This window comes from Pseudomonas sp. GW823-FHT01D03 (assembly GCF_058798255.1).
The window spans coordinates 5,254,225-5,270,337 of record NZ_JBXAKK010000001.1; the positions used below are offsets into that span (position 1 = coordinate 5,254,225).

The window sequence follows — 16,113 nt, forward strand, 5'->3', positions numbered from 1 at the left end:
ATTCTGATTCGTTCTTTTTTAACAGCCATCGCAACGCAGGGAGTCTGGCCAACGGGCCACCAGAGCACGGCCCGGGAGGGTCTTGATCTGGATCAAGCAACGTTAAAAGAGTAGTCCCATTTCCGACGAAGAACGGCGTGGTCGTTTGCCGCGTGACAAGTTGCCTCATTGCCTGGGCAATGCTCTGAAACAGATGTCCCAGAGCCAGGAAACCCTCCGTGGCGAGGGAGCTTGCTCCCGCTCGGCTGCGCAGCAGGCGTAAAAAGGTTTTCCAGCGTTTGCCTGAAAGCAGGATTGTGCTGGGTCGGGGCCGCTTCGCGACCCGGCGGGAGCAAGCTCCCTCGCTACAGAGAACGGGGTATCCGGATAATCGATGTCTGGCTAACTAAATTTTCTGTCATAGCAACTTCCTGTTACAGACTGGTGATAATCTCGCCGTTCCCCTTCGAGCCAGACCTGCCTTCAGATGCCCAGCCAAGAGCCCCTGCTGTTACGTCACCATCGTCCGTTTCTCGCGTTCTGGTTCGCCCGGATTTTCACCGCCAGTGGCTTTCAGATGCTCACGGTGGCGATCGGCTGGAATCTGTACCAGTTGACCGGCAACGTGCTCGACCTGGGCCTGGTCGGCCTGGTCGAGTTCGCGCCACGGGTGCTGTTCATGCTGCACACCGGGCATGTCGCTGACCGTTATGACCGACGCCGTGTCGCTGCGATCTGTCAGTCGTTGCAGGCGTTGATCGCCCTGGCGCTGGCCATCGGCAGTGCGACCGACCACGTCACCCGGGAAATGATCTTTATCCTCGCCTTCCTGCTCGGTGCGGCGCGCTCCTTCGAAATGCCGACGACCCAGGCGCTGCTGCCGAGCATCGTGCCCAGCGCCCTGTTTCCACGGGCGGTCGCTGCAGCGCAATCGGCTCAACAGTCAGCCACCATTGTCGCCCCGGCCCTCGGTGGCTTGCTTTACGCGTTCGGCAGCGTCTGGGTCTATGGCCCGACGGTCCTGCTCTACGTCATCGCCTGCACCTTGATGCTCAACCTGCCCGCCCGACAAACGCCGCTGAACAAAGGCAAAGCCACCCTGGATTCTTTGCTGGCGGGCATCCGCTTCATTCGCAGCCGCCCGGATATTCTCGGGGCGATTTCGCTGGATCTGTTCGCGGTGTTACTAGGTGGCGCTACGGCGTTGCTGCCGGTGTTCGCCAAGGACATCCTGCTCACCGGGCCGTGGGGCCTGGGTCTGCTGCGTTCGGCACCGGCGGTCGGCGCACTGGGGATGTCGCTGTTCCTCGCGCGATTTGCCGTCGAGCGCAACGTCGGTCGGGTGATGTTCACGGCGGTCGGCGTATTCGGCGTGGCAACCATCGCCTTCGGCCTGTCGACCTCGTTCTGGTTCTCGCTGGCGGTGCTGGTGGTGCTCGGCGCGGCGGACATGATCAGCATGGTGATCCGCGCGTCCTTCGTTCAACTGGAAACCCCGGACGAAATGCGTGGCCGGGTCAGCGCGGTGAACGGCCTGTTCATCGGCGCCTCGAACCAGCTGGGCGAATTCGAATCCGGCCTCACCGCGCACTGGTTCGGCACTGTCCCGGCTGTGGTGATGGGCGGAATCGGCACGCTGGTGGTCACCGGGACCTGGATCAAACTGTTCCCGACCCTGGCCAACCGCGACCGGATGCATGTGCCGGTGGAAGAGGCGAAGGTCTGAGGCACATCAGCGAAATCAAAAGGCCAAGCACAAATTGATCGAAAAGGTGCGGTACATAGATACCGCACAGAGTGTAATGTATCGCCTTACACTCGCCGCCATGATCAAATCCTTTCAGCACAAAGGCCTTCGTGGCTTCTATGAAACAGGTTCGACCCGCGGAATTCGCGCCGATCACGCAAAACGACTGGCGCGCATGCTGCAATTCATGGACCGCGCAGCACTTCCCGCAGATCTTGATTTGCCGGGTTGGCGTCTGCATCCACTGAAGGGTGAACTGTCCGAATACTGGCCGCTCAGTGTTTCAGGCAACTGGCGGGTTATCTTTCGTTTTGTCGGTTCGGACATCGAATTGGTCGATTATCTGGACTACCACTGACAGGAGGCAGGCTCATGCCCATGCACAACCCGCCACATCCCGGTGAAACTCTGCTCATGGATGTCTTGCCAGAGTTAGGCATCAGCGTGAGTGAGTTGGCCAGACATCTGGGCTTCGCCCGCCCTCACCTTTCCCGCGTATTGCACGGCCATGCACCGATCAGCCCGGATCTGGCGGTACGGCTGGAGCGAGCAGGCATTGGCAAGGCGCGTGTGTGGCTAGGCGTTCAAACCGATTACGATCTGTGGCAAGCAGAGCATCGGGAGCAACCAGCCATTACGCCTATCGCTGCCCACGCCTGAAGCCATCAAACCAACATCTCCCCCCCCAATTTCGCCCGCAATGCCTTGCCACCAAGCTGCTCCACCAGCGTCAGGGCAAACGCCAGTGCGCCACCGGAGCCTTGGGCGGTGATGCAGTTGCCGTCGACCACCACCGGGTGATCAACAAACGTACAGCCTGACAATTGATGGCTGGCACTCGGCAGGCAGGTCATGCGTCGTTGGCGTAATACGCCGGAGGCTTGCAGGGCGATGGCCGGGGCTTCGGCGATGGCGGCGAACAGGCGACCCGCGCTCGCCTGGTCCTTGAGCAATTGTTGCAACGGCTGATGCGCCGCGAGGTGCTGGGCGCCGATGGCACCACCGGGCAGGACAATCAGATCGAAGGTCTGCGCCAGCACATCAATCAACATGCCGTCCGCCGTCAGGCGTGTGCCGCGGGCGCAGGTCAGCATGCGCCGGCCCTCGATACTGGCCGCCACGACTTCAACGCCGGCGCGGCGCAGCACGTCGATCAGGGTTACGCTTTGCAGATCATCGATGCCCTCGGCGAGGGTAATCAGGGCTCTAAAGGTCATGGGCGCCATCCGCTGAGTGATCTTTAAAGCGTAGTCAGCTTTGCCCTGCCTGTTCGATGACCGCCGTTACTTGATGTAAAGCTGGGTCGACATCGTGTTGCGTGGCGCGTTGATCGAGGTGTTACTGAAGGTGAAGGTGCCTTCCTGCTTGCCCGCCAGATCAAAGGTATACAGTGAGCCGACGGTGTTGCTGCCGGGCGTGCACTCGGTCAGATTGCCGTTATCAAAAGCGCACACCGGCGCCCGGGTGCCGTTGACTTCAAAGCCGTCCAGCGTGGCGTGTGGCTGGTTCTGGCCATAGCCGACTTCCAGTACGTACACCTTGATGCTCGGCCCGGCGTGATTGCATTGAGTCTGGGTCTGTCCGTCACCGATGTCTTCCAGCCCGCAGGCGGGCGACTGAACCTTGATCACTTTCACCTGCGTCAACGGTGGTGCGGAGGCTGCCAGCGCCGCCGTCGACCCGGCCATCAGCCCTGCCATTACCCAGAAAGCCTTCATCCAGCGCTTGTCCATGTGATCGCGTTTCCCCGAAAAATTCAGCGCGCAGTATGGCGCAGTTGGCCTTGTGGCAAAACTTCGACGACGTTCGGCACCAACAACCGCCATATTCCTCACGCTGCTGGTATGATGCGCGGCTTTTTCCGGCCCACCACAAAATCCCAGGCGCTTGCGACGGTCTGTGCTTTGCTGTTGAGGTCGATACATTCACGGCGCCGCGCGCGCCACGGGGAGCAGACATGCTGGAAAGGCTGTTTCAACTCAAGGCACACAACACCAACGTGCGTACCGAGATTCTGGCGGGCGTCACGACCTTCCTGGCCATGGCCTACATTCTGTTCGTCAACCCGAGCATTCTCGGCGAGACCGGCATGGACAAGGGCGCGGTGTTCGTCGCCACCTGTCTGGCAGCCGCCATCGGCTCGACCATCATGGGCCTGATCGCCAACTACCCGATCGCGCTTGCTCCGGGCATGGGCCTGAACGCCTTCTTCACTTACACCGTGGTCTTGCACATGGGCCACACCTGGCAAGTGGCGCTGGGCGCGGTGTTCATCTCGGCGGTGTGCTTCTTCCTGCTGTCGATCTTCCGCATCCGCGAATGGATCATCAACAGCATCCCGCTGCCGCTGCGCTCGGCGATTGCCGCCGGTATCGGCCTGTTCCTGGCGCTGATCGCCCTGCACAACGCGGGCATCGTGGTCAGCAACCCGGCGACCATGGTCGGCCTCGGTGACCTGAAAGCCCCGGCGCCGATTCTCGCCACCCTCGGCTTCGCCCTGATCGTCGCCCTCGAAGCGCTGAAAGTGCGCGGCGCAGTGCTGATCGGCATTCTGGCAGTGACCATCATTTCCATCGCCATGGGCTTCACCCCGTTCGGCGGCGTGACCTCGATGCCACCTTCGCTGGCCCCGACCTTCATGCAACTGGACATCAAGGGCGCGCTGGACATCGGTCTGGTCAGCGTGATTTTCGCCTTCCTGTTCGTCGACCTGTTCGACAACTCCGGCACCCTGATCGGCGTCGCCAAACGCGCCGGCCTGATGGGCAAGGACGGCCACATGCCGAAAATGGGCCGGGCACTGATCGCCGACAGCACCGCGGCGATGGCCGGCTCGCTGCTGGGTACTTCGACCACCACCAGCTACATCGAATCCGCTGCCGGCGTGAGCGCTGGCGGGCGGACCGGTCTGACGGCGATCGTCGTGGCGATCCTGTTCCTGTTGGCGCTGTTCTTCTCGCCACTGGCGGCCAGCGTGCCAGCCTTCGCCACCGCACCGGCGTTGCTGTTCGTCGCCGTGCTGATGACTTCCGGCCTGGCGGAAATAGACTGGGAAGACATCACCGTTGCCGCACCGGTCGTGGTCACCGCGCTGGCGATGCCGTTCACTTACTCGATCGCCAACGGCATCGCTTTCGGTTTCATCTCCTGGACCGTGATCAAGCTGCTGTCGGGCCGCGCCCGTGAGCTGAACCCGGCGCTGGTGATCCTGTCGATTCTGTTCGTGATCAAGTTGGGTTGGTTCAACGCATGACTTTCGATTCCCAGGCCTACGCCACTCAGCTCGAAGACAAGGTCACGCGTTTGCGTGACCTGCTGGCCCCGTTCGATGCACCAGAGCCGACCGTGTTCGATTCGCCCCTGCAGAACTTCCGCCTGCGCGCGGAATTTCGCCTGTGGCGCGAGGCCGGTGAGCGGCACTACGCGATGTTCTCCCAGGACGACAAACGCACGCCGATCCTGATCGAAGAGTTTCCGATTGCCAGCCTGCGCATCAACCAGTTGATGCCGCAGCTCAAGGCGGCATGGCAGGCCAGCTCGGCGCTGAGCCACAAGCTGTTCCAGGTGGAGTTCCTGACCACCCTGGCCGGCGATGCGATGATCACCCTGTGTTATCACCGTCCGCTGGACGAGCACTGGCATGCGGCCGCGTCGAAGTTGGCGGCTGATCTCAACGTCAGCGTCATCGGGCGTTCCAAGGGCAAGCGCGAAGTCATCGGCCACGATTACGTGGTGGAGAAACTCGACGTTGGCGGTCGCACTTTCAGCTACCGTCAGCCGGAAGGCGCGTTCACCCAGCCCAACGGCACGGTGAACCAGAAAATGCTCAACTGGGCATATGAAGCATTGGGTGATCGCACTGACGACCTGCTGGAGCTGTACTGCGGCAACGGCAACTTCACCCTGCCGCTCGCCACCCGCGTGCGCAAAGTGCTGGCCACCGAAATCAGCAAGACCTCGGTCAACGCGGCACTGAGCAACCTCAGCGAAAACGCTGTGGATAACGTCACGCTGGTGCGCCTGTCCGCCGAAGAGCTGACCGAAGCGCTGAACGAAGTGCGCCCGTTCCGTCGCCTGCAAGGCATCGACCTGAAGAGCTACGAGTTCGGCAGCGTGTTCGTCGACCCGCCGCGCGCCGGCATGGACCCGGACACCTGCGAGCTGACCCGGCGCTTCGACAACATCCTGTACATCTCCTGCAACCCGGAAACCCTCGCGGCCAACATCGCCCAACTGCACGACACGCACCGCATCACCCGCTGCGCGATGTTCGACCAGTTCCCGTGGACGCATCACATGGAGTCCGGGGTGTTGCTGACTCGGCGTTGATGGCGAATGCCCAATACAAAAAAGCCGTCGTGATTGACGGCTTTTTTGTGGGTGCAGTTTCTTGATCTGTGCGATCACCGAACATAAAACGTCGGACGCAACGCCGTTCAATTGACCATGGTAACCATCTGGTACATTTTACCTCCACAGGCTGAAACACTCGGCCAAAGCCAAAAACAATAAGTGGAGTTTGCCCCCATGCCCCCTATCGTTCTGGTGCTCAACGGCCCGAACCTGAACCTGCTCGGCACCCGTGAACCGGCAACCTACGGTCACGAAACACTGGCTGATATTTCTGCTCTGTGCGGCCGCGCCGCCGAAGAATTCGGCCTGGCCGTGGAGTTTCGCCAGACCAATCACGAAGGCGAATTGCTCGACTGGATTCACGCGGCACGCGGTCGTTGCGCCGGGATCGTGATCAACCCGGCGGCGTGGACGCACACCTCGGTGGCGATCCGCGACGCGCTGGTGGCCAGTGAGTTGCCGGTGATCGAAGTGCACCTGTCCAACGTGCATGCGCGTGAGCCGTTCCGCCATCACTCGTTCGTCTCGGCCATCGCCACGGCAGTGATGTGCGGCTTCGGCAGTCATGGCTATCGTCTGGCCCTGGAACATTTCAGTCAGCGACTGAAGGGGCGCGCAGCATGACCCGTAAACCGGTAATACTGGCTGGCCTGATCGGCGCCGGCATTCAGGCCTCGCGCACGCCGGCACTGCATGAACACGAAGGCGATGCCCAAGGCCTGCGTTACCTGTATCGGCTGATCGACCTCGATCAGTTGCATCTGGACAGCAACGCCCTGCCCGACTTGCTGCAGGCGGCCGAGCGGATGAACTACACCGGCCTGAACATCACTTTCCCGTGCAAGCAGGCGATCATCCCGCTGCTCGATGAGCTGTCGCCGGAAGCCCGCGGCATCGGCGCGGTCAACACCGTGGTGCTCAAGGACGGCAAACGCATCGGCCACAACACTGATTGCCTGGGTTTTGCCGAAGGTTTTCGTCGCGGCTTGCAGGATGTCGCCCGTCAGCGTGTAGTCCAGATGGGCGCCGGCGGTGCGGGAGCGGCAGTGGCCCACGCGCTGTTGAGCGAAGGCGTACAGCAACTGAGCATTTTCGATGTCGACCGCGAGCGTGCCGAGAGCCTGGCGAACAACCTCAACCAGCATTTCGGCTCAGGCCGAGCGTTCGCCGGGCGCGATCTGCCGGGCTCGCTGAACCAGGCCGATGGTCTGGTGAACACCACGCCGATGGGCATGGCCAAACTGCCGGGGATGCCAGTGCCAGTGGAGCTGCTGCGCAAGGAGTTGTGGGTCGCGGAGATCGTTTACTTCCCGCTGGAAACCGAACTGCTGCGCAACGCCCGCGCCCTCGGTTGCCGCACGCTGGACGGCGGCAACATGGCAGTGTTTCAAGCGGTGAAGGCGTTTGAGTTGTTCAGCGACGTGGTGCCGGATGCGCAGCGCATGCTCGCGCATTTTCAAAGCATGAATGGCTGAAGCTCAATATGGAACCTGTGGGAGCGGGCTTGCTCGCGAAAGCGGTGTGTCAGGCGCCAGATGTATAGGCTGACACGCCGCCTTCGCGAGCAAGCCCGCTCCCACAATGGGTAGGTGTCACGGCTGCAAGTAGCGCAACACCGACTCGCAGATCATCTCGCGATGACGCTGCTTGATGCTTTCGTCCGGCAGGTCGATCTGAAAAATCTCACCGAACGTATGGCGGTTCGAGACGCGGTAGAAACAGAACGAACTGATCAGCAAGTGCACATCCAGCGCGTCCAGCCCGGCGCGGAACACACCCTCCTCGGCACCGCGACGCAAAATCTCGCCCAGTGAATCGAGGATCGTATTGTTCATCGCCTTGATCGTGTCCGAACGCTTCACGAACTCGGCGTTGTGGATATTTTCGATACAGACAATGCGCACGAAATCGACGTTGCGGTCGTGGTGATCAAAGGTGAACTCCACCAGTCGGCGGATCGCCACCACCGGCGGCAACTCGGCCAGGTGCAGGCGGTTTTCGGTGGTGCGGATGTCGCCGTAAAGCTTCTCCAGCACTTCGACGTACAGCTGCTCCTTACTGCCGAAGTAGTAATAGATCATGCGTTTGGAGGTATGGATACGCTCGGCGATCGCATCGACGCGAGCACCCGACAAACCCTGCTGGACGAACTCGACGATCGCCTCCTGCAGGATATTCTCGCGGGTCTTTTCCGGGTTGTTCTTGCGACTCTTGCGCGGCTCGATGCCAGATGCGACGGGGGCTGCGGGGAGTTCTGAAGTCATTGTCATTGCGGGCTCACGGCCATCACTGCACAGGTTGGCGATTATGGGCCGCGCTGCACAGTGAAGGAAGCCACGCGGCTCGTGTTTAATCCCGCGTTTACGAAATTCCTACAACTTCGCCTGGCGCGCCGCACCGCTGCGTGATTTGGCCATCGCCGCCAGACGGACCGCGACGTTCGCCGCACCGTAACCGGCGTAACCGTTTTTACGCTGGATGATCTCGAAGAAAAAGCGTCCCTCGAACGGCTCGGTGTACACGTGGAACAGCTCTCCGCCCTGTGCGTCACGGTCGTAGAGCACGTTGTAGTACGCCAGCTCGCTGAGGAATTCGTCGTCGAAATCGAAGCGCGCAGCGAGGTCGTCGTAATAGTTGAGCGGGATATCCAGCAACGGAACGCCAGCTTCTTTGGCGCGGCTGACTTCGGCGAAGATGTCATCACAATCGAAGGCGATGTGATGCACACCGGAGCCGCGATAACTCGACAGTGCGTGAGAGATCGCAGTGTTGCGGTTCTCCGAGATATTCAGCGGCAAGCGGATCGAACTGTCGCGACTTCTCAGCGCCCGGCTCTTCACCAGACCGTACGGATCGGGCAGTACCACTTCATCGTCGGCCTCGAAATCCAGCAGGCTCTTGTAGAACAGCACCCAACTGTCGAGGCTGTCGGCCGGCAGCGCCATGGCCATATGATCGATGCGCTTGAGGCCGCCACGGGCCTGAGCATTCGGCAGCAGATTGAAGTCGGTGCCATAGACGTCCGCCGCCTCATCCACCAGATAAATCAGGCTGCCATCCGGTGCACGCACCGCGGCCAGTTCCAGTTCATTGGGGCCGACCAGTCCGCGATAGGGCTGGCCCTTATAGGCAACGGCTCGGGCCAGGGCGCTGGCGCTGTCCTTGACCCGCACAGCGGTGGCACACAGCGACGGGCCGTGGGCCTCGAAAAAACTGTGGCCGAACGAATACGGTTCGGCGTTGAGGATCAGGTTGATATCGCCCTGGCGCAACAGGCTCACGCTCTTGGAGCGGTGCTGCCCGGCCTTGACGAAGCCCAGACGCTCCAGCCAGTTGCTCAATTTGGCGCCGAGGCTTTCATCGACGGCGAACTCAAGAAACTCGATGCCGTTGTACTCGCTGGCCTGCGGCGTTTCGAAGAGGATGTCGCGGTTGGCCACCGGCGTTGTTTGCTGTTCCAGGCGCTGACGGGTTTTCTCTTCCAGATACAGCAACGAACGCAGACCATCAGCGGCATTCGCCCGTGGTGGTGCGGCGCGGAAGCCATCGTTGAAAACTTCCAGCGACAACGGCCCGGTGTAACCGCTCTGGATGATTGGCGCGAGGAACCCCGGCAGATCGAATTCGCCCTGCCCCGGGAAACAGCGGAAATGCCGGCTCCACTCCAAGACGTCCATGGCGAGTATCGGCGCGTCGGCCATTTGCACAAAGAAGATCTTGTCGCCGGGAATGTCGGCGATCGCGCTTGGATCGCCTTTCAACGACAAGGTGTGAAAGCTGTCGAGCAGCACGCCGAGCGCCGGGTGATCGGCCTGGCGCACGATGTCCCAGACCTGTTGATAAGTATTGACGTGACGGCCCCAGGCCAGCGCTTCATAGCCGATGCGCAACCCGCGAGCGCCTGCATGTTCGGCCAACAGCCGCAGGTCATCGACCAGAATCTGCCGGTCGCCGACGCTGTCCGCCGAGGCGTTGCTGCAGACCAGCACCAGATCGGTGCCCAGTTCCTGCATCAGGTCGAATTTGCGCTCGGCCCGTTCCAGATTGCGCGCCAGCCGATCACGGCGGCAGCCTTCGAAATCGCGGAACGGCTGGAACAGGGTGATGGCGATCCCCAGGTCAGCACACATCTGCCTGATTTCCCGCGGACTGCCGTCGTAATACAGAAGATCGTTCTCGAAGATCTCGACGCCGTCGAACCCGGCGGCGGCAATGGCTTCGAGCTTTTCCGGCAGGGTGCCGCTCAGGGAAACGGTGGCAATGGAACGCTGCATGTTTCTACTCCCGATGGGGATCGTCTTGTCACGCGTCCCTGTAGGAGCTGCCGAAGGCTGCGATCCTTTGATCTTCACAAACAAAGATCGCAGCCTTCGGCAGCTCCTACAGAGGTACGTTTTTTATCGTGAGGAAATTATTGGCTGCATCGTCTTCAGCAGCAATTTAAAGTGTACCAGCCGGTTAGTTTTGCGTGCGATTATCGAACACTATGGCGTTTCGGCGAATTGACGATTTTTCGTCCACTGCCCACCATCGACGTCACATTGAGTCCGGAAATGAACCTTCGGTCGCAGTGCGTGCAAACAACACCACATAACAAATTCAAAAACGGGTGGAACAATGATTCCTTCACAGACTTCCCGCATGGCTCCGGCCATGAGCACTGCCACGGGTGGCATCGGCGACAAGATCCGCGGCGCCATGGCTGTCGGCAAGACCCGTTGGGGCATGCTGGCGCTGGTGTTTTTCGCCACGACCCTGAACTACATCGACCGCGCCGCCCTCGGCGTCATGCAGCCGATCCTCGCCAAGGAAATGAGCTGGACGGCGATGGATTACGCCAACATCAACTTCTGGTTCCAGGTCGGCTACGCGATCGGCTTCGTCCTGCAGGGACGCTTGATCGACCGCGTCGGCGTCAAGCGCGTGTTCTTCTGCGCAGTGCTGCTCTGGAGCCTGGCCACTGGCGCCCACGGCCTGGCGACGTCGGCCGTCGGCTTCATGGTCTGCAGGTTCATCCTCGGCCTGACCGAAGCGGCCAACTACCCGGCCTGCGTGAAAACCACACGCCTGTGGTTCCCCGCCGGTGAACGCGCAGTGGCCACCGGCATCTTCAACGCCGGGACCAACGTCGGCGCCATGTTCACGCCGATGCTGCTGCCGCTGATTCTTCACGTGTGGGGCTGGCAGGCGGCGTTCCTGTGCATGTCGGCACTCGGCGGGATCTGGCTGCTGTTCTGGGGCCTGAAATACTTCAACCCGGAAGACCATCCACGGGTGAAAAAATCCGAACTCGACTACATCCAGCAGGAAGTCGAACCGGAACAGGCCCGCGTACCGTTCTCGCGAATCCTGCGCATGCGCGGCACCTGGGCGTTCGCCCTCGCCTATTCGCTGACGGCGCCGGTGTTCTGGTTCTACCTGTATTGGCTGCCGCCGTTTCTCAATCAGCAATACAACCTGGGCATCAACGTCACCCAAATGGGTATTCCGTTGATCATCATCTACGTGACGGCCGACTTCGGCAGTGTCGGCGGCGGCATTCTGTCTTCGTTCCTGATCGGTCGCGGCATGAACCCGATCAAGGCGCGGCTGCTGTCGATGTTCCTGTTCGCCTGCTGCATCATCGGCGTGGTCATGGCGGCCGGTTCGAGCAATCTGTGGGTCGCTGTCGCGGCGATCTCCCTGGCGATCGGTGCGCATCAGGCCTGGACTGCGAACATCTGGAGCCTGGTGATGGACTACACGCCCAAGCACATGATGAGCACGGTGTTCGGCTTCGGCGGCATGTGCGCAGCGATCGGCGGGATGTTCATGACCCAGATCGTCGGCCACATCCTGACCGTCACCAATAACAACTACACGGTGCTGTTCACCCTGATCCCGGCGATGTACTTCCTGGCGCTGACCTGGATGTACTTCATGGCGCCGCGCAAGATTCCAGACGTCACCGAATAACCTGCCTGCACCCCCTCCCCCCTGTGGGAGCGGGCTTGCTCGCGAAAGCGGACTGACATTCAACATTGATGTTGACTGATCCACCGCCTTCGCGAGCAAGCCCGCTCCCACAGGGTTATGTATCTCTCTCACCTGCGGCTCTGTTGCCATGCCGCCGCCAAGCCGCTGCAACAGATCACCGCAATGCCGATCACCGTCAACAGACTCGGCGTGTGATTGAACACCACCCACCCCAACAGCCCGGCAAACACGATCTGGCAGTAGCCGAACGGCGCCAGCAACGCTGGTGCTGCGTGGCGGAACGCCTGGGTCAGAAACAGGTGCGCGGTCATTCCGCAGCTGCCCAGCGCCAGCATCAACACGGCGTGAGACAAGGTCGGCACTTGCCAGAAGAACGGCACCAGCGCACTCATCACCAGCGTGTTGCACAGACCGGCGAAAAAGTTGCTGGTGGTCGGACTGTCGACCTCACTGAGCTTGCGCGTCAGCAGTTGATAGAAGCAGAAAAACAACGCCGAGCAGAACGGCAGCAGCACCGCCGGGGTGAACAATTCACCGCCCGGGTGAACGATGATCAGCACGCCGATGAATCCACAGATCACCGCAATCCACTGCCCGCGCGTCACCCGTTCCTTGAGCAACGGCACCGACAGCGCCGTCACCAGCACCGGCGCGAGAAAGTTGACCGCGGTGGCCTCGGCCAGCGGGATGTACAGCAGCGCCGTGGTGAAAAACAGACTGGTGCCGAGCAGGCACAACGCCCGCGCCAACTGCCATAAAGGTCGTTTGGTGCGCAGCACGCGCAGCCCTGATTGCGGCAGGAAAATTCCCGCCATCAGCAAGGTGTGCACCAGATACCGCGCCCACACCACCATGACGATCGGGTAGAAACCCGAGAGGTATTTCGACAGCGCGTCGTGGCTGGAAAACAGGAAAGTCGCCACGACAATCAGCAAGATCCCCTTGAAGGGTTGGTTGACACCGGAGAGCGGGGTGCTGACGGTCATTGGATATCTCTGAAGGAAAAATAAACAGTGGCGAGGACGCTGGCGCCCCGCCACAAAAACTGACTTACAACTGCGCCAACAATTCCCGCGTCCTGTCGAGCGCCATCTGCGCTCGTTGCAATCCGCTTACGCCCTGCTCCAGCAGTTTTATCGTGGGGATCTCCAGGCTCAGTGGAATATTAGCTGGCAGACTGCGCAACAAACCGTGCAGGTCGCAATCGCCCTCGCCGGGAAACCGCCGCTCATTGCGCGCCTGACGCAAGATCTCGGCCATGTCCGCCGGTCGCGGTCCCGCCACATCGCACAATTGCGCATAACGCAGGCGCGCGGGCGCAACGCTGGCCAGATCCTCCAGCCGTGAACCCGAGCGGTCGAAATGAAAGGCATCGACCAGCACCGCGGCGTTTTCCCGCTCGGCATTGGCAACGATGCGCAACGCCTGCTCGAGGTTGCGCGCATCGGTCCAGGGCATGAACTCCAGATGCGGATGCAAACCGTAAGGCGCCGCCAGATCACACAACGCCGCAAAGTTGTCGGTCAGCCGATGCTCGTCAGGATCATTGCCGGCGACCAGTAATTCACTGGCGCCGAACTCCGCGCCGACGGCCAGCAGCCTCTCGAAATCGGCGACCACGGTTTGCGGTTTCAGGCGCAGGATTTCCACATCGAGCACAGCGATGCCAGTGTCGCGCAAACGCGCCAACGTCTGACGCCGTAAGCCGCCATCGGCCACCAATGGAAAGTGATATTCCTCAGGCGTCGCCGGCTCCAGGCGCAGGCCGACATGGCTGTAACCGGCACGCGCCGCCACCTCGACCATTTGCGGCGGTGACAACTCGAGTACGGTGAGACTGGCCAGAGAAAGAATTCGTTCGTTCATGTTCAAGCCTCGACCGCTGCCGGGGAACAGGCACGACCGCTGGCCGCCGCCTCACGTATCGCCTCGACCAGCGCCAGGGTTCGCGCGGCATCGGCGGCACTGACCAAGGGCTCGACCTCACGCCGCGCGACCTGCACAAAATGCTGCAGCTGCAACCGCAACGCGTCCCCGGCCTCACACTGTTCTTGCTGCGCGATCAGCGCTTCGTGCCAGCCGGCATCGACTTGATCGGCAGCGTAATGCCAGCGCTTGAGTTGCGGAATGCTCAGCGCCCCGGCGGTTCCCGCCAGCAGATAACACGGCTGATCGTCCTGACGCGGATAGACCGGGTTCTCCCCGGAGTTCAGCTCCCAACTCCACGGCGCGGCAACCGCATCGGAACCGCTCAGCGTGCCCAGTGCACCGTCGGCAAATTGCAGTAACACAGCGACGCTGTCTTCGTTGGCAAACCCACGCACCGCGTTGTCGGCGACGGCCTGCACCGACTGCACTTCACCGCACAGGTGACGCAGCAGATCGAGGTCGTGAATCAGATTGGTCAGCAACAGGCCCGCGCCCGGTTCACGGCGCCACGGGACCTCGAAATATCGGTCGGGTTTGCGTAGCTGGAACAGCGCGGTAACCGTGGTCAGCCGCCCGAGCGCGCCGCTGCGCAGCAATTGGTGGGCACGCACGATCAACGGATTGTGCCGCCGATGATGGCCGACCAGCACCGGCACGCCACTGCGTTTGACTGCCGCCACTAACTCACTCACCTCATCCAGGTGCACGCCGAGCGGTTTCTCCAGCAGCACCGCAACCCCGGCAGCGAGGCAATCCAGCGCCGTGCTGACGTGCTGATTATTCGGATTGGCCACGATCACCGCATCGGGCCGCACCTGCTCCAGCATCTGCCGATGATCAGCGAAATACGCCACGCCCCACTGCGCCGCCAGCGCGGGAGCCTGCGGGCCGGGATCGGCCACTGCGCACAACCGGGCTTCATCGAGGGTTTGCAGGTGCTGGTAATGCTGCTGGCCCATGTTGCCAGCGCCGATCAGGGCGATATGAAGGGGCGAAGTCAAGGTGCGATCCTCTTGTGATTGTTGTTGGAAATGTCACTCCAGCAACAATTTAGAACCACGTTCCACAATCCAACACCCAGTGGTGGGAAAACCGTGCGGACACCGCACAACTTTGTACTTGACGCTCAACCTGTAGGAGCTGCCGCAGGCTGCGATCTTTTGATCTTGATATTGAAAACAAAGTCAAAAGATCGCAGCCTTCGGCAGCTCCTACAAGGGATCGGTCAGACGAACAATTCGGACGCCAGACTCGCCGCCGACAATTCCTCGGCGAACGTCACCAGCAAAGGCGCCAATTCGTGCAGCCGCGCGCCGGGCATCCGCGCGCTTGGCCCGGCAATGCTCAGTACACCGATCACCCGCCCGTCAACGGGATGCTTGACCACCGCGGCAATCGCCGAGGTGCCCACCGCCGAACTTTCCTCGACACAGGCATAACCCTGCTCCCGCGCCAGCCGTAAGCGCTCCAGCAGTTCGATATTGGAGCGCGGCGCATTCGGCCCGACGCCCACCGGCACTTCCGCGCCCTGGCGTTCAACCAGCGACAACGCTTCGGCGTCGCTCATGCAGGCCAGCCAGGCGTGCCCGGAAGCGGTGTAGAACAACGGCGCGTCGCGGCCCATGTCTGGATCATAACGCAGGCCCGTCCGTGCGCCCTGCGCCTTGGCGATCCAGGTCTGGCGCTCGCCATCGATCACCCCCAGGCGCACCAGTTCGCCGGTTTCCTGAGCCAGTCGATCCAGCACCGGTTGCACGATGTCGGCACCGCTGCCCGACAGGTACTGAAACCCCATCGCCACCAGTTTGGTCGACAGGTGATAGCGCAAAGTGTCGGCATTCTGCCGCACGTAGCCCAGGCGAATCAGCTCTGCGAGCATCCGGTGAGTGGCACTTTTCGGGATGTCCAGTTGCTCGGCCAAGGTCTGCATCGGCAGCCCGCGCGGCTCACTGGTGAGGCTTTCCAGCACGCTGAAAACCCGTTCGATCTGACTGCCGGCCATGGGAAGGTCCAAGTGAAATTTTGCCGATTCTAGAAGACATCCGAGACAAAGCGAAATCCGGAACTAGCTGTGCGATAACCGCCCACTTTACTGAACCATGCCTTGTTGCAACTGCACATCATTGGTT

The 16,113-nt window shown here is 61.3% G+C and carries 16 protein-coding genes; 8 read left to right on the plus strand and 8 right to left on the minus strand.

Annotated features, from left to right (window positions below):
* Window positions 1–466: 466 nt before the first annotated feature.
* The 3 genes from AC1RBR_RS23255 (at window position 467) to AC1RBR_RS23265 (ending at window position 2,386) form a co-directional block, all read left to right on the plus strand.
* On the plus strand, window positions 467–1,705 hold the full coding sequence (locus AC1RBR_RS23255) for an MFS transporter (protein WP_007963751.1): 1,239 nt from the start codon (window positions 467–469) through the stop codon (window positions 1,703–1,705).
* 100 nt (window positions 1,706–1,805) lie between these two features.
* A complete protein-coding gene (locus tag AC1RBR_RS23260; protein WP_492567270.1) occupies window positions 1,806–2,084 on the plus strand; it encodes a type II toxin-antitoxin system RelE/ParE family toxin in 279 nt (92 codons plus the stop codon).
* 14 nt (window positions 2,085–2,098) lie between these two features.
* Entirely contained in the window at window positions 2,099–2,386 is a 288-nt protein-coding gene (locus tag AC1RBR_RS23265; RefSeq protein WP_108183866.1) for a HigA family addiction module antitoxin, read from the plus strand.
* 5 nt (window positions 2,387–2,391) lie between these two features.
* Here AC1RBR_RS23265 and AC1RBR_RS23270 read toward each other — a convergent pair whose 3' ends face one another.
* Together AC1RBR_RS23270 and AC1RBR_RS23275 are read right to left on the minus strand one after the other, a co-directional pair.
* The gene (locus AC1RBR_RS23270; RefSeq protein WP_492566760.1) at window positions 2,392–2,943 is read right to left on the minus strand and encodes a DJ-1 family glyoxalase III; all 552 of its coding nucleotides are present in this window, start codon (window positions 2,941–2,943) and stop codon (window positions 2,392–2,394) included.
* Window positions 2,944–3,009: 66 nt separating this feature from the next.
* Entirely contained in the window at window positions 3,010–3,459 is a 450-nt protein-coding gene (locus tag AC1RBR_RS23275) for a DUF4879 domain-containing protein (protein ID WP_492566761.1), read from the minus strand.
* Window positions 3,460–3,683: 224 nt separating this feature from the next.
* Between AC1RBR_RS23275 and AC1RBR_RS23280 the strand changes: the two genes are divergently transcribed.
* The 4 genes from AC1RBR_RS23280 (at window position 3,684) to AC1RBR_RS23295 (ending at window position 7,554) form a co-directional block, all read left to right on the plus strand.
* Window positions 3,684–4,979, plus strand: a complete 1,296-nt coding sequence (locus tag AC1RBR_RS23280; protein ID WP_007963748.1) for an NCS2 family permease — start codon at window positions 3,684–3,686, stop codon at window positions 4,977–4,979.
* Complete coding sequence (gene trmA / locus AC1RBR_RS23285) at window positions 4,976–6,055, plus strand: tRNA (uridine(54)-C5)-methyltransferase TrmA (protein ID WP_095139271.1); 1,080 nt, start codon at window positions 4,976–4,978, stop codon at window positions 6,053–6,055. Before AC1RBR_RS23280 ends, trmA begins: the two co-directional genes overlap by 4 nt.
* A 198-nt stretch (window positions 6,056–6,253) precedes the next feature.
* Complete coding sequence (gene aroQ, locus AC1RBR_RS23290) at window positions 6,254–6,703, plus strand: type II 3-dehydroquinate dehydratase (RefSeq protein ID WP_025108744.1); 450 nt, start codon at window positions 6,254–6,256, stop codon at window positions 6,701–6,703.
* The gene (locus AC1RBR_RS23295; protein WP_492566764.1) at window positions 6,700–7,554 is read left to right on the plus strand and encodes a shikimate dehydrogenase; all 855 of its coding nucleotides are present in this window, start codon (window positions 6,700–6,702) and stop codon (window positions 7,552–7,554) included. Before aroQ ends, AC1RBR_RS23295 begins: the two co-directional genes overlap by 4 nt.
* A gap of 117 nt (window positions 7,555–7,671) precedes the next feature.
* Here AC1RBR_RS23295 and AC1RBR_RS23300 read toward each other — a convergent pair whose 3' ends face one another.
* Window positions 7,672–8,349 carry a TetR/AcrR family transcriptional regulator gene (locus AC1RBR_RS23300; RefSeq protein WP_115986800.1) on the minus strand — a complete coding sequence of 226 codons (678 nt, stop codon included), beginning with the start codon at window positions 8,347–8,349 and terminating at the stop codon, window positions 7,672–7,674.
* A gap of 102 nt (window positions 8,350–8,451) precedes the next feature.
* Window positions 8,452–10,353 carry a 3-dehydroshikimate dehydratase QuiC gene (quiC, locus tag AC1RBR_RS23305; RefSeq protein WP_492566766.1) on the minus strand — a complete coding sequence of 634 codons (1,902 nt, stop codon included), beginning with the start codon at window positions 10,351–10,353 and terminating at the stop codon, window positions 8,452–8,454.
* A 343-nt stretch (window positions 10,354–10,696) separates the two neighbouring features.
* Here quiC and AC1RBR_RS23310 point away from each other — a divergent pair, with 343 nt between their 5' ends.
* The gene (locus tag AC1RBR_RS23310) at window positions 10,697–12,034 is read left to right on the plus strand and encodes an MFS transporter (RefSeq protein ID WP_492566767.1); all 1,338 of its coding nucleotides are present in this window, start codon (window positions 10,697–10,699) and stop codon (window positions 12,032–12,034) included.
* Between the two features lie 128 nt (window positions 12,035–12,162).
* On the opposite strand, the gene AC1RBR_RS23315 is transcribed toward AC1RBR_RS23310, so the two are convergent.
* The 4 genes from AC1RBR_RS23315 to AC1RBR_RS23330 form a co-directional block, all read right to left on the minus strand.
* On the minus strand, window positions 12,163–13,041 hold the full coding sequence (locus AC1RBR_RS23315; protein ID WP_007963736.1) for a DMT family transporter: 879 nt from the start codon (window positions 13,039–13,041) through the stop codon (window positions 12,163–12,165).
* Between the two features lie 64 nt (window positions 13,042–13,105).
* The gene (locus AC1RBR_RS23320; RefSeq protein WP_492566769.1) at window positions 13,106–13,921 is read right to left on the minus strand and encodes a sugar phosphate isomerase/epimerase family protein; all 816 of its coding nucleotides are present in this window, start codon (window positions 13,919–13,921) and stop codon (window positions 13,106–13,108) included.
* A gap of 2 nt (window positions 13,922–13,923) precedes the next feature.
* A complete protein-coding gene (locus AC1RBR_RS23325; RefSeq protein WP_492566771.1) occupies window positions 13,924–14,985 on the minus strand; it encodes a Gfo/Idh/MocA family protein in 1,062 nt (353 codons plus the stop codon).
* 224 nt (window positions 14,986–15,209) lie between these two features.
* A complete protein-coding gene (locus AC1RBR_RS23330) occupies window positions 15,210–15,986 on the minus strand; it encodes an IclR family transcriptional regulator (RefSeq protein ID WP_492566773.1) in 777 nt (258 codons plus the stop codon).
* Window positions 15,987–16,113: the final 127 nt, after the last annotated feature.